Origin of the sequence: Streptomyces sp. NPDC001634, from assembly GCF_040298185.1 — a bacterium.
Lineage (GTDB): Bacteria > Actinomycetota > Actinomycetes > Streptomycetales > Streptomycetaceae > Streptomyces.
This window is the reverse complement of sequence record NZ_JBEOZU010000078.1, coordinates 13784-36286: the sequence shown is the minus strand read 5'-3', so window position 1 is coordinate 36286 and position 22503 is coordinate 13784. Positions and strand designations below refer to the sequence as shown.

The 22503-nt window shown below is 71.6% G+C and carries 20 protein-coding genes; 12 read left to right on the top strand and 8 right to left on the bottom strand.

All coding sequences use genetic code 11. The features are described 5' to 3' along the window. Positions 1-50 precede the first annotated feature (50 nt). Positions 51-1115: an O-antigen ligase family protein gene (locus tag ABT186_RS36615; protein WP_351928789.1), complete on the top strand. Its 1065-nt coding sequence runs from the start codon at positions 51-53 to the stop codon at positions 1113-1115. Positions 1116-1139: 24 nt separating this feature from the next. Here ABT186_RS36615 and ABT186_RS36610 read toward each other — a convergent pair whose 3' ends face one another. Both ABT186_RS36610 and ABT186_RS36605 read right to left on the bottom strand, forming a co-directional pair. Then, positions 1140-1673, bottom strand: a complete 534-nt coding sequence (locus ABT186_RS36610; RefSeq protein ID WP_351233488.1) for a hypothetical protein — start codon at positions 1671-1673, stop codon at positions 1140-1142. A gap of 115 nt (positions 1674-1788) precedes the next feature. Then, positions 1789-2574, bottom strand: a complete 786-nt coding sequence (locus ABT186_RS36605; protein WP_351233490.1) for a glutamate racemase — start codon at positions 2572-2574, stop codon at positions 1789-1791. Between the two features lie 58 nt (positions 2575-2632). On the opposite strand from ABT186_RS36605, the gene ABT186_RS36600 reads away from it, so the two are divergent. Beyond that, positions 2633-3808: a glycosyltransferase gene (locus tag ABT186_RS36600; protein WP_351233492.1), complete on the top strand. Its 1176-nt coding sequence runs from the start codon at positions 2633-2635 to the stop codon at positions 3806-3808. A 25-nt stretch (positions 3809-3833) separates the two neighbouring features. Here ABT186_RS36600 and ABT186_RS36595 read toward each other — a convergent pair whose 3' ends face one another. Then, entirely contained in the window at positions 3834-5225 is a 1392-nt protein-coding gene (locus ABT186_RS36595; protein WP_351233494.1) for a TerD family protein, read from the bottom strand. 292 nt (positions 5226-5517) lie between these two features. Between ABT186_RS36595 and ABT186_RS36590 the strand changes: the two genes are divergently transcribed. The 4 genes from ABT186_RS36590 (at position 5518) to ABT186_RS36575 (ending at position 10337) form a co-directional block, all read left to right on the top strand. Further along, on the top strand, positions 5518-5964 hold the full coding sequence (locus tag ABT186_RS36590; protein ID WP_351233496.1) for a DUF6643 family protein: 447 nt from the start codon (positions 5518-5520) through the stop codon (positions 5962-5964). A 48-nt stretch (positions 5965-6012) separates the two neighbouring features. Next, entirely contained in the window at positions 6013-6840 is an 828-nt protein-coding gene (locus tag ABT186_RS36585) for an MOSC domain-containing protein (protein ID WP_351928787.1), read from the top strand. A 325-nt stretch (positions 6841-7165) separates the two neighbouring features. After that, positions 7166-7771 carry an Rv1733c family protein gene (locus tag ABT186_RS36580; RefSeq protein ID WP_351233500.1) on the top strand — a complete coding sequence of 202 codons (606 nt, stop codon included), beginning with the start codon at positions 7166-7168 and terminating at the stop codon, positions 7769-7771. A 124-nt stretch (positions 7772-7895) separates the two neighbouring features. Further along, positions 7896-10337 carry a right-handed parallel beta-helix repeat-containing protein gene (locus ABT186_RS36575; protein WP_351233502.1) on the top strand — a complete coding sequence of 814 codons (2442 nt, stop codon included), beginning with the start codon at positions 7896-7898 and terminating at the stop codon, positions 10335-10337. Here the strand turns inward: ABT186_RS36575 and ABT186_RS36570 are convergent. Beyond that, on the bottom strand, positions 10307-13018 hold the full coding sequence (locus ABT186_RS36570; protein ID WP_351928783.1) for a hypothetical protein: 2712 nt from the start codon (positions 13016-13018) through the stop codon (positions 10307-10309). The genes ABT186_RS36575 and ABT186_RS36570 overlap by 31 nt on opposite strands. A gap of 277 nt (positions 13019-13295) precedes the next feature. Between ABT186_RS36570 and ABT186_RS36565 the strand changes: the two genes are divergently transcribed. Beyond that, positions 13296-14126, top strand: a complete 831-nt coding sequence (locus ABT186_RS36565) for a DeoR/GlpR family DNA-binding transcription regulator (RefSeq protein WP_351233506.1) — start codon at positions 13296-13298, stop codon at positions 14124-14126. 80 nt (positions 14127-14206) lie between these two features. Further along, entirely contained in the window at positions 14207-14725 is a 519-nt protein-coding gene (locus ABT186_RS36560; protein WP_351233508.1) for an SRPBCC family protein, read from the top strand. Here ABT186_RS36560 and cds1 read toward each other — a convergent pair. Then, positions 14693-15802 carry an L-cysteine desulfhydrase Cds1 gene (gene cds1 / locus ABT186_RS36555; RefSeq protein ID WP_351233514.1) on the bottom strand — a complete coding sequence of 370 codons (1110 nt, stop codon included), beginning with the start codon at positions 15800-15802 and terminating at the stop codon, positions 14693-14695. The two genes, ABT186_RS36560 and cds1, sit on opposite strands and share 33 nt — an antisense overlap. 407 nt (positions 15803-16209) lie before the next feature. On the opposite strand from cds1, the gene ABT186_RS36550 reads away from it, so the two are divergent. Both ABT186_RS36550 and ABT186_RS36545 read left to right on the top strand, forming a co-directional pair. Further along, complete coding sequence (locus tag ABT186_RS36550; RefSeq protein ID WP_351233510.1) at positions 16210-16533, top strand: hypothetical protein; 324 nt, start codon at positions 16210-16212, stop codon at positions 16531-16533. Positions 16534-16776: 243 nt separating this feature from the next. Beyond that, entirely contained in the window at positions 16777-17301 is a 525-nt protein-coding gene (locus ABT186_RS36545; protein ID WP_351233512.1) for an ATP-binding protein, read from the top strand. Between the two features lie 51 nt (positions 17302-17352). On the opposite strand, the gene ABT186_RS36540 is transcribed toward ABT186_RS36545, so the two are convergent. Genes ABT186_RS36540 through ABT186_RS36530 form a run of 3 tightly spaced genes read right to left on the bottom strand, consistent with a single transcriptional unit; the run spans position 17353 to position 20947 of the window. Next, positions 17353-19914, bottom strand: coding sequence for an ABC transporter permease (locus ABT186_RS36540; protein WP_351928781.1), 2562 nt, complete (start codon positions 19912-19914; stop codon positions 17353-17355). Further along, the gene (locus tag ABT186_RS36535; RefSeq protein ID WP_351234744.1) at positions 19911-20663 is read right to left on the bottom strand and encodes an ABC transporter ATP-binding protein; all 753 of its coding nucleotides are present in this window, start codon (positions 20661-20663) and stop codon (positions 19911-19913) included. Before ABT186_RS36535 ends, ABT186_RS36540 begins: the two co-directional genes overlap by 4 nt. Beyond that, entirely contained in the window at positions 20660-20947 is a 288-nt protein-coding gene (locus ABT186_RS36530; RefSeq protein WP_351234746.1) for an SHOCT domain-containing protein, read from the bottom strand. The genes ABT186_RS36535 and ABT186_RS36530 overlap by 4 nt, the downstream gene beginning before the upstream one ends. A gap of 177 nt (positions 20948-21124) precedes the next feature. On the opposite strand from ABT186_RS36530, the gene ABT186_RS36525 reads away from it, so the two are divergent. Together ABT186_RS36525 and ABT186_RS36520 are read left to right on the top strand one after the other, a co-directional pair. Beyond that, entirely contained in the window at positions 21125-21685 is a 561-nt protein-coding gene (locus tag ABT186_RS36525; RefSeq protein WP_351928779.1) for a TetR/AcrR family transcriptional regulator, read from the top strand. A 35-nt stretch (positions 21686-21720) separates the two neighbouring features. Then, positions 21721-22305: a DUF4865 family protein gene (locus ABT186_RS36520; RefSeq protein WP_351234750.1), complete on the top strand. Its 585-nt coding sequence runs from the start codon at positions 21721-21723 to the stop codon at positions 22303-22305. Positions 22306-22503: the final 198 nt, after the last annotated feature.

Sequence of the window (22503 nt, the reverse complement as noted above, 5' to 3'; positions counted from 1 at the left end):
CGGCCGGATACGGCAGGGACGGTCGGGGCCCGTCACAGGGGAGCGGCGGGGTGGGATCCACGGGGACGGAGTCCGCGGCCGGGGCCGCGGACGCGGAAGACGACAGACGAAACGTTTCGGATGCGACGGGCTTTCTGGTGCTCGGCGCCTGCGCGGCCTGGTCTCTGATCACGGCCGCCGCACACGGGGGCCGGCCCGAAGGCGTCCTGCTCGCGGTGCTCGCGGTCGCCGCCGGGTATGCGTCGGGGCGGATCCTCGGAGCTCTCCTGCCGGTCGTGGCACCCGCCGCGGGCGCCTTGGCAGGTCTCGTACTCGCGGTCGCCGCCCCGCACGCCATGGCGGACCCGCAGTTCGTCTCGCCGCTCGGGCAGACCGGGGCTGTCGCCGCGCTGCTGACACTGTCCTCGGGGGCGGCGTGCTGCGCGGCATGGGCGGCACGCGCCGCGGTGCCGCGCCTCGCACTTCGGCTGTCGGCCGCCGCAGTCGCGGTGGTCGCGGCGGCGCTCGGCTCCACGACGGGTCTCGTCGCCTCCACCGGGGTACTGCTGTGCTCGCTGGCCGCCGACCGCATGCGGCGCCGCGCCCCCGCGCTGACGGCCCTCGCGCTCGTGGCGGCCCTGGTGACCGGGACGACCTGGGCGCTCGCCGAGGACGTAATGCCGGCGGGCCTGACGACCGTCCTGCAGGACCAGCTCGGCCCGCACCGCGTCCTGCTCTGGCATGACGCTCTCACCCTGGCCCACCGGGATCCGGCGCTTGGCGCGGGACCCGGACGGTTCGGCGAGCTGAGCCCCACGGCCACTCAGTCGCTGGTGCCGGACGGCAAGCCTCATTCCGCGCCGCTGCAGCTGGCCGCGGAACAGGGGCTGATCGGCGTGGCACTCCTCGCGGCGGTCTTCTGCTGGGTCCTGTACGCGCTGTGGCGAACTCCGCGACCCACACCGATCGCGCTCACGGCGGGCGCCACGCTGACGGCACTGGCGGTGATCGCGACGGTCGGCAACGCACTGAGCTTCACGATGGTGACAGCGGAGGCGGGCCTGCTGGCCGGGATCGCGACGGCCCGACCGCTGGCGGACGAGGGCACGGCGGGGAGGGATCACGCGGAGGAGTGACTCGGGGGTGCGTTTCCGCGCAGGTCAGTGCGTGGCCCCGGGCAGACTCGGGTGCAGCCGTTCACGGATGACCCGCACCGCCGTCTCGGCGTTGTCCACGGTGATCGTGAAGGTGTGACCGTCCCAGAGGCGCAGGACGAGGCCCTCACCTCGCCGTACGACGACGGCGGTGCCCTTCTCGGGCCGCCAGCGGTAGCCCCAGCCGCCCCATTGACGCGGGGTGACCCTGGGGACGAATTCGGCACCGGCGACGAGCGAGAGGGGGATACGGCGGCGCGGCACACCGATGTGGCCGCAGCGCACCTCGAGGCAGTCCTTGTCGACCTTCACGGCGACGTGCACGAACGCGAGCGTGCCGAAGAGGACCAGCAGCCCGGCCGCGATGCACCCGACGACGGACATGACGAGCGGGGCGATGCCGGATGTCCACGCGGAGTCGACGGCCAGCTCGATGCCGAGCGCCATGCAGGCGGCTCCGCCGAGCGCCAGCAGCCACTGCGCACGGTTGGTGGCGCGCCCGGTCCAGATTTCGGGCTCGCCATGGGGGTGGTCCCTCATGTCTTGAGGGTACCGAGCTTCCTGAGCGCGGGCACGAGGTTGCGGACAGTCACTGGTCCCGGCGGCGGTTCAGGGGGACCCTTCGGGGCACAGAGGCCGGGCCGACGGCCCGCTCTCACCGCGCCGGACTGACCGCCTGCAGAAGTCTGCCCTCGTCGTACGTCAGCGCCTCGGGAGGCAGCACTCCCTCCCGGCCGCTCAGCAGCACCGTCAAACCGCCCTCTGCGGAGGCTTCCGGCACCGGGTTCGCCCCGATGCGGCGCAGCGCCTGCGCGACCACCGCCCCCGCGGTCCCGTGCAGGATGAGCGGCGGGAGCCCGGGCTTCTGCACGGCCGCACGGATCCGGTGGGCGACCAGTTCGTAGTTGGTGCAGCCGAGCACGATGGTCGTGACGTCGTCGGGGGTGAGCGCGGCGGCCGCGGAGATCGCGGCGTCGATCGCCGCTTCGTCCGCGTGGTGCACGGCATCCGCAAGCCCCGGGCAGGGCACCTCGGTGACGGTCACGCCGTCGGCGAAGTCCCGGATGAGACCACGCTGGTAAGGGCTCCCCGTGGTGGCGGGCGTGGCCCAGATCGCGACGGGTCCGCCGCCCGCGGCAGCCGGCTTGATCGCCGGAACCGTACCGATGATCGGCAGGTCCGGTTCGAAGCGGGCACGCAACTCCGGCAGGGAGTGCACGGACGCGGTGTTGCAGGCGACGATCAGGACATCGGGACCGTGTGCGGCGGCGGCCTCGGCGACGGCCAGGGCGCGCTGCGTGATGTCTTCCGGGGTGCGCGGCCCCCAGGGCATCCCGTCGGGGTCCCAGGAGAGCACGAGATCCGCGTCGGGCCGCATACGGCGTACCGCGGCAGCAGCGGGAAGCAGGCCGAGTCCGGAGTCCATGAGCGCGATCTTCACCCGGCAACCATAGTCGATGCCCTCGAACGGACGGCCTCGGTGGGGCAGACTGCGACGGGTGAGTGCCGTTGTCTGGATCGTCGTCGCGTCACTGGCCACCTGGTTGTGGCTGCTGCTCGGCCAGGGCTTCTTCTGGCGTACGGATCTGCGGTTGCCGCCGCGCCGGGAGCCCGACGCGTGGCCGTCCGTGTGCGTCGTCGTCCCGGCGCGGGACGAGGCAGCCGTACTCCCGGACAGTCTTCCCTCGTTGCTGGCGCAGGACTATCCGGGGCGCGCCGAGGTCTTCCTGATCGACGACGGCAGTTCGGACGGAACGGGGGAGCTGGCCCGCGAGCTGGCGCAACGGCACGGCGGGCTGCCGCTCACCGTCGACTCCCCGGGCGAGCCTCCCGCGGGCTGGACCGGCAAGCTCTGGGCCGTACGCCATGGAATCGGCCTCGCACGCGCGCGTGCCCCTGAGTATCTGCTCCTGACGGACGCCGACATCGCCCACGCGCCCGACAGTCTGCGCGCGTTGGTGGCGGCGGCGCGTACCGGCGGCTTCGATCTCGTCTCGCAGATGGCCCGGCTTCGGGTGGAGAGCGTGTGGGAGCGGCTCGTCGTGCCCGCCTTCGTGTACTTCTTCGCCCAGCTGTATCCGTTCCGCTGGATCGCGGTGAGGGGATCACGGACCGCGGCCGCGGCGGGCGGCTGTGTGCTGCTGCGCGCCGATGCCGCCGAGCGCGCACGGATTCCCGACGCCATCCGGCAGGCCGTCATCGACGACGTGGCGCTCGCACGGGCGGTCAAGAACAGTGGCGGCCACATCTGGCTGGGGCTCGCCGACCGGGTCGACAGCGTGCGTCCGTATCCACGGCTGCACGACCTGTGGCGGATGGTCTCGCGCAGCGCGTACGCCCAGCTCCGGCACAGTCCGCTGCTGCTCGTCGGTACGGTGCTCGGGCTCGGCCTCGTCTACCTTGCGCCGACCGTGGCGTTCGTCGCCGGGCTCGTCACCGGCAACATCGCGGCGACGGTGATCGGCGGGCTCGCGAAGCTGGTGATGACGGTGACGTACGTCCCGATGCTTCGCTACTACCGTCAGCCGCTGTGGCTCGCGCCGCTGCTGTCGGTCACCGCGTTCCTGTACCTGCTCATGACGGTCGATTCGGCGGTGCAGCACTACAGGGGTCGCGGTGCGGCCTGGAAGGGCCGCACCTACGCGCGCCCGGACGCCGCGTTCGACGAGCAATGAGCCGGCCGCACGGGCGACGGGCCGGTCACTTCCTGCCGGGGGTCCAGTTCATGCCCCACCCGTAGGCATGGTCGATGGTGCGCTGCGGGCTGACGCCGCGGTCCGGGACCAGGTAGCGGGCCTCGCGCTGGACGACCAGGTCGCCGCCCGTGTTCGTGATGAGGGCGAGGGCGCACACGGTCGAGGGCACTGTGCACTCGTCGAGGAAGAATTCGACGGGTGCGCCGTACTGCGGCTGGAGGGTGACCGTGGCGTGCAGGTCGGCGAAGGAGCGGGCGCCCTCGTAGATGGTCACGAAGATGAGGATGCGCCGGAAGCTCTGCTTGTGGTCGAGGTTGATGGTGAGGTTCTCGCCGGTCTCGACGGCGCCGGTGCGGTCGTCGCCGTCGAGGTGGATGTACGGCGGCTGGTGCAGCGCCCCGAAAGCGTTGCCGAGGGCCTGGACGACGCCCTTGCTGCCGTCGGACAGCTCGTACAGGGCGCACAGGTCCAGGTCGAGGTCCGCGTGCATGGCGACCGCCCGGCCGCGCTTGCTGCCCCATCCCGTGAACTGCTTGCGCACCTGCCAGTTGAGGTTCACGCGCATGGCACCGGACGTGCCGCCCTGCTTGGCCAGCGAGACCACGGGTGCCTGCTTGGTGAGCGTGACCTTGGTGAGGCGGACCGGGGTCGACGGCGCCGAGGGCGGAACGGGAGGCGGGGGCGGCGATGCGCCGTACGGGGTCGTCGCCGGCGGCGCGGTCACCGGCGGATGAGGCATGGTGAACGGCGGCGCGGGCTGCTGAGGCATGGTGACGGGCGGTCCGGTCGGCGAAGACAGGCCGGCCGACGGGCTCGTCGGTGCGTTCGGCCAGTCGACGCGGGTGGCGGGCGCGGGCGGCGGCGCCGCGTGCTGCGGTTCGTCCACCGTGATCCCGTAGTCCGTGGCCAGCCCCTCCAGCCCGCTGCCGTAGCCCTGGCCGACGGCGCGGAACTTCCAGGCGCCCTGGCGGCGGTAGAACTCGCCGAGCACGAACGCGGTCTCGACGGTCGCGGCCGGGTCGAAGCGCGCGATCTCCGTACCCTGCTGGGCGTCGAGCACACGGATGTACAGACCGGGCACCTGCCCGAACGTGCCGCCGTCGGAGGAGGCGGCGAGCACCACGGTCTCGATCATGGATTCCATGCGCGCGAGGTCGACGAGGAGCGTGTCCGTCACCTGACCGCCCACGTCCCGTTTGCCCTCATGCCGTACCGCGCCGGAGGAGTGCCCAGGCTGGTTGTAGAAGACGAAGTCGCCGTCCGTGCGGACCTTCCCGGATACCAGCAGCAGCGCGGAGGCGTCCGCATCGGGCACGCCCGGGCCGGAACGCCAGCCCAATTCGACGCGCAGAGCCGTCGTCGGCACCTGAAGATTCGATCCTTTCGGCATTGACATGTCCGCCCCCATCACGTGTCGCCGCGCCGGGACCCAGGCCCGGGCCGTCCATCGGATCCGTTCGGGCCAACCTATTCCCCGGGGCCGCGAACTCCCATGACCCGCGCCGGAAGTCCGCCGCTCAACCCCGGGTAACCCATCAGGAACTCGGCCTTTACACGATCCAAACCCCACCTGCTGCCCTTTTTTGCCAAGTTCGCTCGCATTGGGGATCCCGCGTCACCCAGGGCGCAGAAAACAACCCTCTTATCGGTCTCCCCAACCAGCACATCGTGGGCTTAACTTATGTGCCATGACCTCCCCCCGCTCCACCTATGGCGGCGGTTACTACTCCGCGTCGCCCTTCCCGGACACTCCGATCTACGACTCGCTCGTCGCCGAGCGGGGGACCCCGCAGATCGCTCCGATCCGGGTCCCCTCTGCGTATGAGACGCCGGGCAGCAACCTGCCCGCACTGCCGTCGGCGCTCCCCGCGCTGCCGGCCGCACCGTCCCCCCAGGCCCCCGCCTACGGCTACCCGCAGGTTCCGCAGCCCGCGCCGCTGCAGCAGGCCCCGACGGCGTACATCCCGCAGCAGGCAGCGGGGCCGCGTGGTTACCCGGGTCCCCAGCAGATGCAGCAGCCGCGCCCGATGGCCACAGGCACGGGCTACGAGGCGATGCGCCCAGCGGCGCCCCGCCCGGCCCCTGCGCCGTACCAGGACCCGTACAACAACGGGCAGCAGTACCGCGGATACTGATCCGCCTCACGAGATGAGGCCATCGGTGTCCGATGGCACGATGGCCTCATGTCGAAAGCAGCGCTGCACTCGATTCACGTCCACCCGGTCAAGGCACTGCGGGGCCAGGCACTCCGCGAGGCCGCGGTGGAGCCATGGGGGCTGGCCGGGGACCGGCGCTGGGCGCTGATCGACGAGGCGGGCAAGGTCGTCACCCAACGCGAACATCCGCACCTTGCGCTGGCCGCCGCCGAGCTCCTGCCCGGCGGCGGTATCCGTGTGTCCGCGTCCGGCCTGGACCCGCTGACCGTTGCCGTACCCGATCCCGTCGGTACGACGACCGCGAGATGGTCTGGGGAGAAGATCGAGACGGTCCCGGCCGGATCCGAGGCGGCCGAGTGGTTCACCACGTACCTCGGTGAGGACGTGACCCTCGTCCACCTCGACGACCCCGCCGTCCGCCGCCCCATCGACGACCCGCCGTACGGGCGCCCGGGCGAGACGGTCAGCCTGGCCGATGCCTATCCACTGCTGCTCACCACTCTCGCGTCCCTGGACGCCCTCAACTCCCTGATCGCGCAGGGCGACCACCCCGACGAAGGTCCGCTGCCCATGAACCGGTTCCGGCCGAATGTCGTGGTGGCCGGCACCGCGCCCTGGGCCGAGGACGACTGGAAGCGCATCGCCATCGGCGAGGTCGTCTTCCGGAGCGCCAAGATGTGCGGACGCTGCGTCGTGACCACCACGGACCAGGCCACCGCCGAGCGCGGCAAGGAGCCGCTGCGCACCCTCGGACGGCATCGCCGCTTCGGTAACCAACTGGCCTTCGGGCAGAACGTGGTGCCGGAGACGACGGGTTTGGTCCGCATCGGCGATCCGGTCACTGTCCTCGAATAGCGACGGACCCACGCGCCCGGTCCCCGGATCCCGGGCCCCGGCCGATCCGTCGACCGAGCCGCCCCGCCCCCACTCTCCCGCGCCCCGGTACCCCTTCCGGCACCGGCTTCCGGAACGAGGCCCTCCGAATGAGGGCCGGGAAAGATCCTCGATTCGACGCCTGGTTGGGGAACCCGGGCAACGGATGCGCTCGTTGAGTCTGCATGAGAAGTTCATGAGAGGCCCATGAGGTGGGAGAGGGGTGATTTCGCTCTCTCTTCTCCGGCCGCGGAGGTGAACGGCCGGGCGCGGGGGTTATCACGGACGCTGAAGGGGGTGCGGGACGGTGCGAGCAATCGGCGGTCTCTGGCGTTGGCGGCACAATCCGATGCGCCGTACGACCGATCTGGTCGAGGCGTGGGTGGCACTGGTCGCCCTCCTGCTGATCCTCGTCGTCACACCCGTCGCCGGGGCCGTGATCGGATCGTTCGCCCAGGGCGCCCTGCAGAAGTCCGTGCGGGACCAGCAGCGCACCCGCCATCTTGTGCCGGCCACCGTCGTCAAGAAGCTCAACCGCAGCCCGTTGGAACCGGATCCGGAGTCCTCGACGACGCGGGACGCGCGCAGCCGCGTGCTCGCCGACTGGACCGCGCCGGACGGCACCGCACAGCACGGCACTCTCCTGGCCGACCTCAAGTCCCCCCATCGCGGGGACCACTTCACCGTCTGGACCGACGACCACGGCCGAATAGTGGCCCGTCCCCTGGACAGTGTCACCGCGACGACACACGCCGTGCTGGCGGGATTCGGCGCGGCCATGATGACCGTGGGGCTCATAGAGGGCGGCCGCCGGCTCATCGTCTGGCGCATGGTCCGTCGCCGGTATGCGCGCTGGGACCAGGCATGGGACAAGGCGGGCCCCGACTGGGGCCGGACCGGGACGGGCAGTTGACGGCCTTACGCCTCCGGTCAACCAGCCGCCTCCATGCACGCTACGGTGGACCGGCCGGACCGTTCGGCCGTCCGGCATCTTCGCGAGAACCCGCGTGAGTACGAGGTGGGGGCACAGCAGCGCCATGGCACAGGGCACGGTCCAGGTGACGCACGCCGGCACATCGCGGTGGCGGCGCCGCACGGGTGAGTACGCATCGCTCGCGGCCGCCCTGGAGGCCGCGGGCGACGGCGACGTCCTCACCGTCGCTCCCGGTACCTACCGGGAGAACCTCGTCGTCCAGCGGGCGGTGACGCTGCGTGGGCCCGAGGGCTCCCCCGGCTCAGTGCGCATCGCTCCCGTGGACGGCGTGCCGCTGACCGTACGGGCCTCCGCCATCGTCCAGGACCTGCACGTCGAGGGCCAGGACGCGGCCGCTCCCGCGGTGCTCGTCGAGGAGGGCACGCCCGAGTTGGTGGACGTGCGGATCATGACGCGGTCCGCGGCCGGCATCGAGGTCCGTGGCAGCGCGCGCCCCACGGTCCGGCGCTGCACGGTCGACAACCCGGCCGGCATCGGCATCGCCGTAGTGGACGGCGGCGGCGGGGTGTTCGAGGAGTGCGAGGTCGTGGCGGCGGCGCAGTCGGGCGTCGCGGTCCGCGGCGGCGGGCACCCGCGGCTGGACCGCTGCCGGGTGCATCACACCTCGGGCGCCGGTCTGTCGGCCACCGGTGAGAACTCCTCGCTGGAAGCGGTCGGTTGCGAGGTGTACGAGGTCCGCGGCTCCGGAGTCCAGGTCACCGCCCGCGCCACCGCGCACCTCACGGACTGCGATGTGCACCGCACGACCGCGGACGGCGTCACGCTCGACACGGACGCGGTGCTGACGCTCGCCGACTGCCGCATCCACGACATCCCGGAGAACGCGGTCGACCTGCGGTCCCGCTCGGTGCTCACGCTGACCCGCACCACCGTGCGGCAGTTCGGACGCAACGGTCTGTCGGTGTGGGACCCGGGCACCCGTGTGGACGCCAACCAGTGCGAGATCTTCGACAGCACCGGCGACTATCCGGCGGTGTGGGTGAGCGACGGCGCAACCGCCGTGCTCGACTCGTGCCGGGTGCACGACGTGCCGGACGCCCTGTTCGTCCTCGACCGCGGCTCGCGCGCGGACGTCGTGGACAGCGACCTCACGCAGGTACGCAACACGGCGGTGTCGGTGAGTGACGGTGCCACGGCGCAACTGGACGACTGCCGGATCCGGGACGCAGCGACGGGTGCCTGGTTCCGGGACCACGGCAGCGGCGGCACGCTGTCCGGCTGCACCATCGACGGCACCCAGACGGGCGTGATCGTCACCAAGGGCGCCGACCCCACCATCGAGCGCTGCACGGTGACATCACCGGCGGAAGCGGGCTTCTACGTCTCGGCAGAGGGCCGGGGAAGCTTCCTGAACTGCCGGGTCACCGGCAGCAGCGGCTACGGCTTCCATGTGATCGACGGCTGCCGTGCCACGCTCAAGAAGTGCCGCACGGAGCGGTGTGCGCGCGGCGGGTACGAGTTCGCGGACGGCGGCCCGGGTGCGCCCGGCGGTGGCGGCGCGGTCGTCGAGGACTGCACCAGCGACGAGAGCGCGGGGCTGCGGTCTCCCGTGGCCCGGGAGACCGCGGTGCAGACGGCCCGCCAGTCCCCCGGCCTGCTGGGCGCCATCCCCGGTCAGCGCACCACCGAGCAGGAACCCCTCGTCACGGCCGTCCCGGAACCGGAGGAGCCAGCGCGCACGTCGAAGGCCGTGCTCGGGGAACTCGATGCGCTGGTGGGCCTGGAGAGCGTCAAGCGCGAGGTGCGCGCCCTCACCGACATGATCGAGGTGGGGCGCCGCCGGCAGCAGGCGGGCCTGAAAGCGGCGTCCGCGCGGCGGCATCTGGTGTTCACGGGCTCCCCCGGCACCGGCAAGACGACGGTGGCCCGTCTGTACGGCGAGATCCTGGCCTCGCTCGGCGTGCTGGAGAAGGGCCACCTCGTGGAGGTGTCCCGGGTCGACCTGGTCGGCGAGCACATCGGCTCCACCGCCATCCGCACCCAGGAGGCCTTCGAGCGGGCGCGCGGTGGAGTGCTGTTCATCGACGAGGCGTACGCGCTGTCGCCGGAGGACTCCGGACGCGACTTCGGGCGTGAGGCGATCGACACGCTGGTGAAGCTGATGGAGGATCACCGGGAGGCGGTCGTGGTGATCGTCGCCGGTTACACGGCGGAGATGGAGCGGTTCCTGTCGGTCAATCCCGGAGTGGCGTCTCGTTTCTCACGGACCATCACCTTCGGTGACTACGGCCCCGAGGAGCTGCTGCGGATCGTGGAGCAGCAGGCCGAGGAGCACGAGTACCAGCTGGGTTCCGGGACCGCGGAGGCGCTGCTGAAGTACTTCACGGCGATCCCGAAGGGACCGACGTTCGGCAACGGTCGCACCGCGCGCCAGACCTTCGAGGCGATGGTTGAGCGGCATGCGGGCCGGGTCGCCCAGCTCGCGGAACCGAGCACGGACGACCTGACCCTGCTCTACCCGGAGGACCTGCCGGAGCTGCCCTGAGCCGCGTCCCCAGGCTCCGCACCGGGCTCCGAGGACGCGCCCCGGGGCTCCGCCCCGGATCCTGGAGACGCGCCCCCGGGCTCCGCGCCGGACCCGGAGGACCCGTCCCCAGCTTCCCCACCGACTCCCGACGATGCACCCCCAGGCTCCCGGCCGGACCCGGACGATGCACCCCCGGACCCCACGCCGGACCCGGAAGACCCGTCCCCAGCTTCCCCACCGACTCCCGACGATGCACCCCCAGGCTCCCGGCCGGACCCGGACGATGCACCCCCGGGCTCCATGACGGACTCCGAAAACGCGTCCCCGGGCTCCGGGCCGGACCCGGAGGATGCGCCCCCGGGCTCCCTGCGCGGCCTTGAGGATGCGTTTGCGGGCCTGGGTCCCGGTAAGCCCGACCGCAGTCGCGCCAGCAGCCGTGCGCGCTCCTCGGCGAAGGCGGGGTCCGCCTGGTAGTCGCCGTGTCCGAGGATCGGCGCGGGCAGCGGATGCTCCTTGGTTCGGCCGTATGCGAGCGGGTCCTTGAGGGGTGCGCGGTCCACTTGCGGGCCGCACTCGCCGGGCAGCCGTATCGAGCCGCCGATCGGATCGGTGAGGCGGTACAGATTGCGCCAGCAGTCGACCTCGCGATGCAGGGAACTGAGCGCGGCCGGGCCGAAGTACGCCGGGAACCAGCGCCCGTACCGCTCCAGGGGCGAGCCGTACGTCAGGACGGCCACCCGTCTGCGTACGGAGGGCTCCAGCTGCCAGGCCGCGGCCGCCGCCAGGACGCTGCCCTGGGAGTGCCCCGACAGGACGAGCCGTCCGCCGGTGGCGCGCGTCCAGGTGGCCATGCGCCAGGTCAGGTCGGGCACGGCCCGCTCGGCGTAGCAGGGCGGGGCGAAGGGGTGGGCGGCACGCGGCCAGAACGTGCCGACGTCCCACAGGATGCCGATCGTACGGCGTGCCGCGGCGTCCTTGTAGGCGCGGCGCCCCAGGGTGACCAGGAGAAGGAAGCCGAAGCCGATCAGCCAGGAGCCGAGGGCCTGTGCGGTCTCGGCGACACCCTGGACGAAGGGCTGGGCCCCACGCGTGGCACCGTACGGCGTGTCCTTGGAGACGATGGCTCCCGCCAGGGCCACCGCGCCCAGCAGCAGGGTCACGGCCGAGGTGATGCCGACGACGAGCGGGGTCCGGTCCGTGAGGGTGGCCATCGCTCGTGTGCTCGCGATGCGCAGGGTGCGGGCCGTGTCCGTGGGCTCGCCCGGGTGGTCCAGCTCAACCAGGGCCGTCTCGGCGCGTCGCAGCAGCCAGGTGCGCCAGGACAGCCAGCCGACGAGGACGAGCAGGACGAGCAGCAGTGGCGGGATCGCGGACGCCTGCCAGGTGAGCAGGACGGGCGGGCCGGTCATGGTGTGCCCGGTGCCGTCCAGCCAGTCGGCGACCCGTTGGGCCACGCCCCCGGACATCACACCGCCGAGCGCACAGGCCAGCATCGCCACGGCGGGTCCGGCCAGTCCGCGCATCGCGGTGCGCGTGTCGGGGTGGGCGCGGTAAAGGACGTGCGCCACGACGCCGAGCGCGATGACGAGGAGTCCCTGCGCCAGGGTCAGTGCGCCGAACGTCGTGTCGCCCGGCAGCCGGCCCGCCGATCGCCAGCCGGGGCGGGACCAGCCGGCGTAGACCATGGCCACGACGAGCAGGGCGAGCGCGCCGGTGGGCAGCCACCGCACCAGTGTGCGGTCGAGTTCCTTGTCGAGCCGGTTCTCGGTGCGGCCACGGCTGCACACCACCCACGCCACAACCGCCGCGCCCCCGAGCAGAGTTGTGCCCAGCAGCCAGCCCAGCGCCTCGAGTTCGACCGAACCGTGGCGGCGGTCGTAGTGGGCGGCGGAGCCGCCGAGCGCGGCGGCGACGGTCAGGAACCCCGCGGCGGTGTGCGCGGCGCGCAGCCTGGCCACCAGTCGGCGTCCGTACCAGAACCCGGGGCGGCCCAGGGCGGTGCGATGGGACGGTTCGTCGGGCTCGGGTCTGCGCGACATCGGCTGCTGGGACTCGTATGCGCTCCAGGTGCGGTGCGAGAGGTACCAGAGCAGGCCGGTGAGCGCGGTGGGCACCAGCGACGCCAGGGCGAGCCGCCGTCCCGGCTGGCTCCACCAGCCGCGATCGGAGACGACGGGCGAGAGGAAACCGAGCCACGAGTGACGCCCGGCACACGCGCGCGTGCCCGCACACTGCCAGGCCCCCAGGTCCAGGGCCACCTCGCAGGCGGCGGCGACCAGCAACACGGTCAGGGTGAGCCCGATCAACCGGACGATCACTCCGTACAGGCGCACGGTCCGCTGCCGGCCCGTTGTCGTGGGGCGCATCCAGTGCACGAGGTTGGCCACCATGAACGGCAACAGCAACAGCCACAGGGCGCGGGCGGCGTTCCCGGAGGTGAGGTTGCACCAGACGTAGGCCTCGGGCACCGGACGACCGCGGTGGTCGTCGGGAAGCCGTTCCGCGTCGGCGTCGGAGGCACGCCGGTACACGGCGGCCGTGTCGTCACCGGTGATGCGGACCGTCCGGGGATCGCCCAGCATCTCCTCGGGCGTGGTGCCGCCGACTCCGTGGATCAGGAGTTCCAGGGCAGTCCCGGCCTCGGCGGACCGCTCCCCCGCCTCGTTCCGCTCCCCTTCGTGTTCCCGTGCACGCTCCACTGTTCTGCACTTCCCCCGCGCTGCATACGGTGTGTCCTGGGTAGGCAGAGGATCTCCGCCGACACGGATGTGCACACCCCTTGTCACGGAATCTCCCCGATACGTGTGACGGCGGCGGACAGCCGATGGTGATCTTTGAGGTACGAGGGGTGGCGCCATCAGCGGCGACCCATGCGAGGATGAGACGTCCTCGGCACGGGTGGCGGGAGAATGGCCTCGTCGGAGCCGGTACCGATGACATTTCCGACATTATCGGACGAAAGGGAGCGGAGCGGACGTGAGTGAGAATCAGAACCTCCTCGCGGAGCAGCGCCGTGCCCTGATCCTGGACGAGGTGCGACGGCGCGGCGGAGTCCGCGTGAACGAGCTGACGCGCAAGCTGGGCGTGTCCGACATGACCGTCCGCCGCGACCTGGACGCGCTCGCCCGCCAGGGCGTGCTGGAGAAGGTGCACGGCGGTGCGGTTCCCGTAGTGGAGGCGAGCACGCACGAGCCCGGGTTCGAGGCCAAGTCCGGCCTGGAGCTGACGGCGAAGGAGGACATTGCGCGGACGGCGGCCGAGCTGGTCGCACCGGGTACGGCGATCGCCCTGTCCGGCGGGACGACGACGTACGCGCTGGCCCACCACCTCCTCGACGTGCCGGACCTGACCGTCGTCACCAACTCGGTGCGGGTGGCCGATGTCTTCCACTCGGCGCAGCGCACCTCGGGTCCTCGGCAGGGCGCCGCCACGGTCGTGCTGACCGGCGGGGTGCGGACGCCGTCGGACTCGCTGGTGGGACCCGTGGCCGACCAGGCGATCGCGTCCCTCCACTTCGACGTGCTGTTCCTCGGTGTGCACGGGATATCGGTGGAGGCGGGCCTGTCGACGCCGAACCTCGCGGAGGCCGAGACCAACCGGCGGCTCGTGCAGTCCGCCCGGCGTGTCGTGGTGGTCGCCGACCACACCAAGTGGGGCACGGTGGGTCTGAGTTCGTTCGCCGCGCTGGAGCAGGTCGACACGCTGGTGACCGACGCGGGGCTGCCCGCCGGGGCACGGGCGGAGATCTCGGAGCACCTCCGGCGGCTGGTGGTGGCCGGGGAACCCGAGGACGGTACAGACATCTGACGGCCCGCCAGCTATGGTGACGCCGACCCGGCACCGTCGCTTCCGTTCGGGAATTCGTCTCCCGTAAGGAGGTTCAGCCCATGGCACGTGCGCTGCGCCCGGTGGGACTCGACTTCAAGCGGACCGCTCAAGTGCGGCTGGTGTTCGCGCGGGAGATCACGGCGCCCCCGGAGGCGGTCTTCCGGGCACTGGCCGAGGACGTTCCCGGCTGGAGCGAGTGGTTCACCGCGGTGTCCTCCGCCCGGCCGGTCGACGGGGACGCCGGGCGCGAGGTGCGCCTCATGGGCGGCACCCGCTTCCGGGAGACGGTCGTCGCGGCCGAGCCGAACGCGGTGTACGCGTACCGGGTCGACGAGACGAACACGCCCGGGGTGCACGCGCTTCTGGAGGAGTGGCGGCTGACGCCCGCCGGCACCGGCACCCGGGTGCAGTGGACCTTCGCGGCCGACGGTGCCGCGGTCTTCCGGTTTCTGCTGAAGTGCGCACGCGGGGGCCTGGGACGGTCGTTCCGCGGCGCGGTGACGGCATTGGACCGCAGGCTGAACTCCGCGGGTGTCCGTCCGGGATCAGCCCGGCCACACCCCGGTCGCCAGCAGTGACTCGATCGCCGCCGAGTACGGCGCGATGTCCAGCCCCTGCTCGGCGAGCCACGCGTCCGAGTAGTACTTGTCCAGGTAGCGGTCGCCCGGGTCGCACAGCAGGGTCACCACGCTTCCCGTGCGCCCCTCGGCCACCATCTCCGCAACGATCTTCAACGAACTCCACAGACCGGTGCCGGTGGAGCCGCCCGCCTTCCGCCCGATCGCCCGCTCCAGGGCCCGTACGGCGGCGACGCTGGCCGCGTCCGGGACCTTCATCATCCGGTCGATGGCGCCCGGCACGAAGCTGGGTTCCATCCGGGGCCGGCCGATTCCCTCGATGCGCGAGCCGCAGTCACAGGTGACGTCCGGATCGCCGGTCGTCCACCCCTCGAAGAAGCACGAGTTCTCCGGATCGGCGACACAGATGCGGGTGTCGTACTGCATGTAGTGCACATAGCGGGCGATGGTCGCCGAGGTGCCGCCGGTGCCGGCCGTGGCCACGATCCACGCCGGCTCCGGGAACCGCTCCAACTCCAGCTGACGGAAGATGGATTCGGCGATGTTGTTGTTGCCGCGCCAGTCCGTGGCCCGTTCCGCGTAGGTGAACTGGTCCATGTAGTGGCCGCCGGTCTCCGCCGCGAGGGCGGCCGAGGCCTCGTACATCTTCCGTGAGTCGTCCACGAAGTGGCACTGCCCGCCGTGGAATTCGATGAGGCGGCACTTCTCGGCGCTCGTCGTGCGCGGCATGACGGCGATGAAGGGCACGCCGATGAGCCCCGCGAAGTACGCTTCGGAGACGGCCGTCGAGCCGCTGGACGCCTCGATCACCGGGCGGCCAGGCCGGATCCAGCCATTGCACAGGCCGTAGAGGAACAGGGAGCGGGCCAGGCGGTGCTTGAGGCTGCCGGTGGGGTGCGTCGACTCGTCCTTCAGGTACAGGTCGATGCCCCAGGACTCGGGCAGCGGGAATCGCAGCAGATGGGTGTCGGCCGAGCGGTTGGCATCGGCCTGGACCTTGCGAACGGCTTCTTTGAGCCAGGTACGGTACTCGGCGTCGCTGCGGTCGACGTCGAGGGTCTCGCCGGGGCGGGTCATCTGGGGGGTGCTCACGGCGGGGCTCCTTACGGGGGTGTGCCGACGCCGGGTTCACGCGGTCGGACGCCTCGATCATAAACACCTTTCGCACGCTTCTCACCTGCATAAACGCATCTTTGGGCAGCTCAAAGGCGCCCTGGGGAGGCGGCGGAAAACGGTGGGGGCGCATCCGTGCGAGTGCGCCGGATACCCGGCGCGACCTCGTCATGCACACTGGTGCAAGACGCCGGGTGCAGGCAGACTGCACGGCGAGGAACGCCGGTCGGTGCAGCCTGGCGCCGCCGGGACACGGGCCTGTGCGCAGTTGCACACTGGATCACGACCGAACTCGATCAGAGCCACGCCGGATCGCGTCCCATGCGGGATCCGGACCGGGCACAGCCGAACGCGCGAGGGGGAGGGGCATCATGGCGGAGTCGGAGTTCACGGCCATGGGCGTGCGGATCGGGAAGGGGCTGCGATCGCTCACCCGGGCCGGACAGGTCCGGATCAGTGACGGCAGGCTCCGGCTGCTCACCAGCTACGGCAGCGAGATCGACAGCGCGCCGGTGCAGTCGGTGCGTGCCTCGAAGCCCTGGTTCGCCCCGGAGGACCGGGCGTTGGCCGATGTCAACGGCACCCGTTACTCGCTGACCCTCGGCGAGCACGACCCCGCACCGGGGCAGCCGGGGCCGCCTTCGGCGCGACGGTTCATAGAGGCGGTCCGCAGGGCGGCCGGACGCAGCGGCTGATCCCGGCGCGAGTTGCAGGACATCACCCGCTGAGTCACGCTGGTCTCACATCACTCTGGGTTTACCGGCGATTACGCTGAAGAACCAGCCCGCCGGTCACGACAGCGGGCGGCCCCCGTACGAAGCCGTTCCGCACCAAGCGGCCGGAGTACTCAGCCGCACAGCAGGCGGCACGTACGACCGGCCATCCTGCTGGATCCGATCTCCGTCTTCTTCCGGACCTCAATTCGGGGAGTCGCAGCCGTGATCAGCCAGCCAAGCAGGCACTGCACGGTGGAGCTCCAAGCCCTGCCGTCGCGGATCGGCCAGGTCCGCAGAATCGTATCGGCGCAGTTGCGCTACTGGCACCTCGATCCCTTGATTGACCGGGCGGCGCTCGGTGTGACGGAGCTGTTGACGAACGTCCACCAGCATGCCCGGCCCGACAAGACGTGCACCGTGGAGATGGAACTGCTGCTCGACCGGCTCACCGTCTCGGTGCACGACCACGACCCGCGCCTGCCGGAGCTGCGCGACGCGGATCCCTCCGCCACCAGCGGACGCGGCCTCGCGATGCTTGCCGCGGTCGCGGACAGCTGGGGGGCGCGCCCGGACGGCGACTCGGGCAAGGTCGTCTGGTTCACGCTTCCCGCGCTGTCGTCGGCGCTGACCGGGCCGGTGCCGAGCCGTACGCCGTACGACAAGGCTCTCGAGGCGCCCGCCCGCGCGCTCGCTGTCGGGGAGCGGACGACCGAACACGCTCCCGCCCGGTCCGCCGTTGCCGGCTGACCGGGCGGTGACCCCACCTTCCGCACCTCCCTGGCGCGGGCGTCGCGCGGGTCATTCCGTGGCGATGGCGCGCAGTACGTCCAGGCGGGCCGCCCGCCGGGCCGGACGCAGACCGGCAAGAGCACCGGCCGCCAGCCCCACCAGCGCCACCACCAGGAGTTGCGGGGGCGGCAGCGCGAAGGCGAAGGCCGTGTCGGACGCGCCGTCGGACGCCGTCACCAGCACCCAACCGAGGAAGGCGCCCAGGGCCAGCCCTCCCGTTGTGCCGAAGGCGGCGACGAGGACGGACTCCCAGCGGACCATGGCCCGCAACTGCGACCGGGTCTGGCCGACGGCCCTGAGCAGGCCCAGCTCGCGGGTGCGTTCGTGGATCGCCAGCGTGAGGGTGTTGGCGATGCCGAGCAGGGCGATGAGCACCGCGAGGGCGAGGAGCGCGTAGACCAGGGTGAGCATCGTGTCGATGCCTCCGGCCGAGGACTTGGCGTACTCGTCGCGGGTCTGCACCGATGGATTCCCGTACCGGTCCGCGACCTTCTGCACCGCGGCCTTCCCCTCGGCCGTGCCGACGCCGGGCTTGAAGGAGACGGCGACGAGCGTGTCGGAGTCCTGGGTCCGGTGCGGGGCCCAGGCGGCGCGGGTGATGACGTAGTCGCCCGCGAGTTGGGACTGCCCGTAGACCGCGCGGACGGTGAACGGTTCCGTCCGGCCGTCGGTGAAGGTGAGCCGGGCCGTGTCGCCGACGGTCAGGTGCTGCTTGCCCGCCTCTTTCTCGGCGACCGCGATGCCGTCGGTCCCGAGACGGCCGAGCGAGCCGCGTACGGTGCCGAGGTCGAAGACCTTGCCGAGCACAACGGGGTCCGTGACGGTCAGCGCCCGGCCCTTGCCGTCGATCTTCGCCACTCCCTGCCCCAGTCCGACGGCGTTCTCGACGACGGACTGCCGGGCGATGGCCGGGGCCAACTCCGGACTGAGCCCACTGCCGCCCGCTCCGAACGACGGGGTGCTGACGGCGACGTCACCAGCGAAGGAGCGGGAGACGGTCTGGTCCATGGTGGCCTTGAGCGATGCGCCGAAGACCGTGAAGAGGGAAACAACGGCAACCCCGATCATCAGGGCGCTCGCGGTGGCGGCCGTCCGCTTGGGGCTGCGCAGGGCGTTGCGGCGTGCGAGGGCGCCGGTGACTCCGCGCAAGCCCTCGAGCGGGGCGCCGAGGGCGCGGACGGCCGTCGAGGAGGCCACGGGGCCGAGGACCACGAAAGCGGCGAGGGCGAGCACAGCGCCCAGCCCGGCGAGCCACAGGGAAGGGCTCACCAGCACCCCGGTCAGGGTGCTGGCAACGGCGAGTGCCGCGAGTGCACCGCCCGCCACCGCACGGGTGCGCGAGGCACCGGACTGGTCGACGGCGGTCTCCCGCAGCGCAGCCAGCGGCGCTACGCGCCCCGCGCGCACGGCGGGCAGGAGGGCGGAGCCGAGGCAGACGGCGATGCCGACCGCGAGGGGAAGCAGGAGCGACAGGCCGCCGATCACCAGGTCGCCCTTGGGGAACGGGAATCCGATGGCCGGGAAGAGGGCCTGCAGTCCGGCCGCGATGCCGATGCCGCCGGCGAGCCCGAGGGCCGACGCCGCGACGGCGACGGCACTCGCCTCGACGAGGGTCGCCACGGTGACCTGTCGGCGCGAGGCGCCGAGTGCGCGCAGCAGGGCGTTCTCCCTGGTGCGCTGGGCGACGACGATCGCGAACGTGTTGTGGATCGAGAAGGTCGCCACGAGCAGCGCGATGCCGGAGAACACGAGGAGGAAGGTGGTGAAGAGGGTCAGGAACTGACTGGAGATCATGTCGGTGTTCTCCTGCGCCGACTCCTGCCCGGTGATGGCCTCGATTCCCTTGGGCAGCACGGGAGTCAGTGCGGAGACGAGCTTGGCCTGGCTCACCCCGGGCCCTGCCCGCACCTGGATGCTCGCCGCCTGGCCGGGCTTCGCGGTGAGGTACTTCTCGGCGTCGGCCTGGGTCATGCCGGTGAAGGTCACCTGGGCCATGCCGTCCTCACCGCCGAAGGTCGCAAGGCCGACGATGGTCACCTTGACCGGGCCGGGTGTGCGCAGGGTCGTCGTGTCGCCGATTTCCAGGTGTCCCTTCTTGGCGGCGCCCCTGTTGACGACGACCTCGCCGCTCCTGGCCGGGGCCCGGCCTTCGGCGAGCCGGTACGGGTTGAGCTGCGGATCCGTGATCCAGTTGCCCGCGAGGGTGGGCGGTCCCTGGCCGCCGACGGGCTTGCCGTCGGCGCCGACGAGCTGGCCTCGGCCCTGGATCTGCGGCGCCACGGCGGCCACGCCGGGGACCTTCGCGATCGTGCGGACGAGAGAGGTGTCGACGGGCTGCCGCACGCCCTGGCTCTCGCCGGGCGTGGTGATGGTGTCGGCGCTGCGGACGACGGCGTCGGTCCCGGCGGTGGCGTCACCGAACATGGTGCTGAAGCTCGCGCGCAGCGTGTCGCCCATGACGAGCGTGCCTGCCAGGAAGGCGACACCGAGGAACACCGCGAGGAACGTACCGGCGAAGCGCCTCTTGTGGGCGCGCAGCGAGGAGGCGCTGAGGCGTACGGAGGCGTTCATGACCTCACCGCCTCGAAGGCCTTCATGCGGTCGAGGATCTGGTCGGCCGTCGGCGAGTCCATACGGTCCACCAGGCGCCCGTCGGCGAGGAAGACGACCTCGTCGGCGTGGGCAGCGGCGACCGGGTCGTGGGTGACCATGACAACGGTACGGTCCATCTGGCGCACCGCGCGGCCGAGCAGGCCCAGCACCTCCTCGCCGGATCGGGAGTCGAGGTTGCCGGTGGGTTCGTCGGCGAAGACCACATCGGGCCGACCGGCAAACGCCCGGGCCACGGCGACGCGTTGCTGTTGGCCGCCGGAGAGTTCGGCGGGCCGGTGGTGGAGCCGGCCGCGCAGTCCGACGACATCGACTAGGGCGTCCATCCACTCACGGTCGCCCTTGCCCCCGGCCAGGTCGATCGGGAGGGCGATGTTCTCCGCGACGGTCAGCGTCGGCACCAGGTTGAACGCCTGGAAGACAAAGCCGATCCGATCGCGGCGCAGGAGGGTGAGACGGCGGTCGTCCAGGCTGCTCAGCTCGGTCTCGCCGATGAAGGCGGAGCCCGAGGTGAGCGTGTCGAGGCCGGCCGCGCAGTGCATCAGGGTCGACTTGCCGGAGCCCGAGGGGCCCATGATCGCGGTGAAGCGGCCCGCGGCGAACCCGACACTCACCCCGTCCAGGGCCCGCACGGCGGTGTCGCCGCCGCCGTACACCTTGACGGCGTCGACGACCCCGGCGGCCGTCCGCGTGGTGGTCGCGATCGTCATATCGCACCGCCCTTGCCCGTACGGCCGAACTGCTCGTCCAGCACGGAGAGCCGGCGCCAGTACTCGTCCTCGTCGATCTCGCCGGAGGCGAAGCGGCGGCCGAGAACGGCGATCGGCGAGTCGCCCGCCGGACGGCCGTCCACACCGCGCCACGGCGCTCCACGGCCCCGCCAGGCGATGCGGCGCAGGACGGTCACGACGCCGAACACGACGGCCGCCCAGATCAGCGGGAAGAACAGGATCCACGGGCCGGGACCGCCGTCCCAGTGAGCCAGGGTCTGCATCTCGGGTCATCTCCTCGGTGGGTGTTCCGGTGATGCCTCGAGAGTCGCGCCGGGAGGGGGTCCGGGTCGTCGTACGGCCAGCGGCAGTGGGCGTACCTCCTGGGGAGTACGCGGGCGTCCCCGCCCTGCTCCTCGAAGACCTCGCACACTGTACCTACTAGTATGTACAGTAGGAGCATGAGCACCCAGGAGCGATTGATCGAGACCACCCGCGAACTGCTGTGGGAGCGCGGCTATGTGGGGACGAGCCCCAAGGCGATCCTGGAGCGTGCGGGCGCCGGCCAGGGCAGCATGTACCACCACTTCAAGGGCAAGCCGGACCTGGCGCTGACCGCGATCCGCCGCACCGCCGAGGAGATACGGGCTACTGCGCAGGGCGTACTCGCCGGGCCCGGGACGCCGTACGAGCGGATCGAGGGGTATCTGCAGCGCGAGCGTGACGTGCTGCGCGGCTGCCCCATCGGCCGGCTGACGATGGACCCGGATGTGATCGCGAGCGACGACCTGCGGGCCCCTGTCGACGAGACGCTCGACTGGCTGCGCGAACAGCTGGCCGTAATCGTGGAAGAGGGCAAGGAGCAGGGCGGGTTCGCGCAGTCCCTGGACGCGGAGGAGATCGCGGCGACGATCCTGGCGACGCTGCAGGGCGGCTATGTGCTGGCCCGCGCGTCGGGTTCACCGGCGGCCTTCGACGCGGGAGTCCGGGGTCTGCTCTCGCTTCTGCGTCCGGCTCACTGACCGAACCGGCCCCACCCCACCCAAGGAGGCAACCGATGCACGCCATGCAGTACGAGCTGACCTTTCCCGCCGACTACGACATGGGCATCATCCGCGGTCGCGTGTCCCGCATCGGGCATCTGCTCGACGACTGGGACGGACTCGGCTTCAAGACGTTCCTGATGCGCGAGCGCGGTGCGCACGGCTCTCCCGTCAATCAGTACGCGCCGTTCTATCTCTGGAACACCATGGAGGGCATGAACACCTTCCTCTGGGGAGGCGCCTTCCAGCGGCTGGTCGACGACTTCGGACGCCCGGTGGCCCAGCAGTGGACAGGGCTGGCGTACGAGGAGGGCGCCGCCACCGGCTCCGCCGCCGCGTTCGCGGTGCGTCGCCGTCAACAGGTGCCGGAAGGGGTGCACTTGGCCGAGGCCATGGAGGACGCCGTGCAGGAGACCCGGCTGCTGGCCGCGGAGGACGGTGCGGTGCTGGCGGCGGCCGCCGTGGACACACGTGGCTGGGAGCTGGTCCACTTCTCGCTCTGGGAGCACGACACGCCCAAGGCCGAGGGCGACGTGTTCCAGGTGCTGCACATGTCGGCGCCGGGGCGGGTCGAACTGCCGCGGGGACGGCAGTGGTGAGAGCGGTCCGTAGGGCCCTCGGCGACGTACGCCCCGAGGGCGCGGGCGTGTGCAACGCCCACGACCACCTCCTTCTCCGCAGTCGACCGGCTCTGAGCCCCGGGCCCGCGCCTGGCCCGATGCCTTCGGCCCTTGTCCCGTACTGCGGCGGCTATCTGATTGCGAGGCCCCGCCGCCCCGCAACCGCGTGACAGGACG

Bases quoted from the DNA above. Each gene is read 5' to 3' on its own strand.
- ABT186_RS36575 (WP_351233502.1), top strand. From the start codon at position 7,896: ATGGCACAGGGCACGGTCCAGGTGACGCACGCCGGCACATCGCGGTGG.
- ABT186_RS36540 (WP_351928781.1), bottom strand. From the start codon at position 19,914: ATGAACGCCTCCGTACGCCTCAGCGCCTCCTCGCTGCGCGCCCACAAG.
- ABT186_RS36535 (WP_351234744.1), bottom strand. From the start codon at position 20,663: ATGACGATCGCGACCACCACGCGGACGGCCGCCGGGGTCGTCGACGCC.
- ABT186_RS36520 (WP_351234750.1), top strand. From the start codon at position 21,721: ATGCACGCCATGCAGTACGAGCTGACCTTTCCCGCCGACTACGACATG.
- ABT186_RS36590 (WP_351233496.1), top strand. From the start codon at position 5,518: ATGACCTCCCCCCGCTCCACCTATGGCGGCGGTTACTACTCCGCGTCG.
- cds1 (WP_351233514.1), bottom strand. From the start codon at position 15,802: ATGACCCGCCCCGGCGAGACCCTCGACGTCGACCGCAGCGACGCCGAG.
- ABT186_RS36585 (WP_351928787.1), top strand. From the start codon at position 6,013: ATGTCGAAAGCAGCGCTGCACTCGATTCACGTCCACCCGGTCAAGGCA.
- ABT186_RS36530 (WP_351234746.1), bottom strand. From the start codon at position 20,947: ATGCAGACCCTGGCTCACTGGGACGGCGGTCCCGGCCCGTGGATCCTG.
- ABT186_RS36525 (WP_351928779.1), top strand. From the start codon at position 21,125: ATGAGCACCCAGGAGCGATTGATCGAGACCACCCGCGAACTGCTGTGG.
- ABT186_RS36550 (WP_351233510.1), top strand. From the start codon at position 16,210: ATGGCGGAGTCGGAGTTCACGGCCATGGGCGTGCGGATCGGGAAGGGG.
- ABT186_RS36560 (WP_351233508.1), top strand. From the start codon at position 14,207: ATGGCACGTGCGCTGCGCCCGGTGGGACTCGACTTCAAGCGGACCGCT.
- ABT186_RS36610 (WP_351233488.1), bottom strand. From the start codon at position 1,673: ATGAGGGACCACCCCCATGGCGAGCCCGAAATCTGGACCGGGCGCGCC.
- ABT186_RS36595 (WP_351233494.1), bottom strand. From the start codon at position 5,225: ATGTCAATGCCGAAAGGATCGAATCTTCAGGTGCCGACGACGGCTCTG.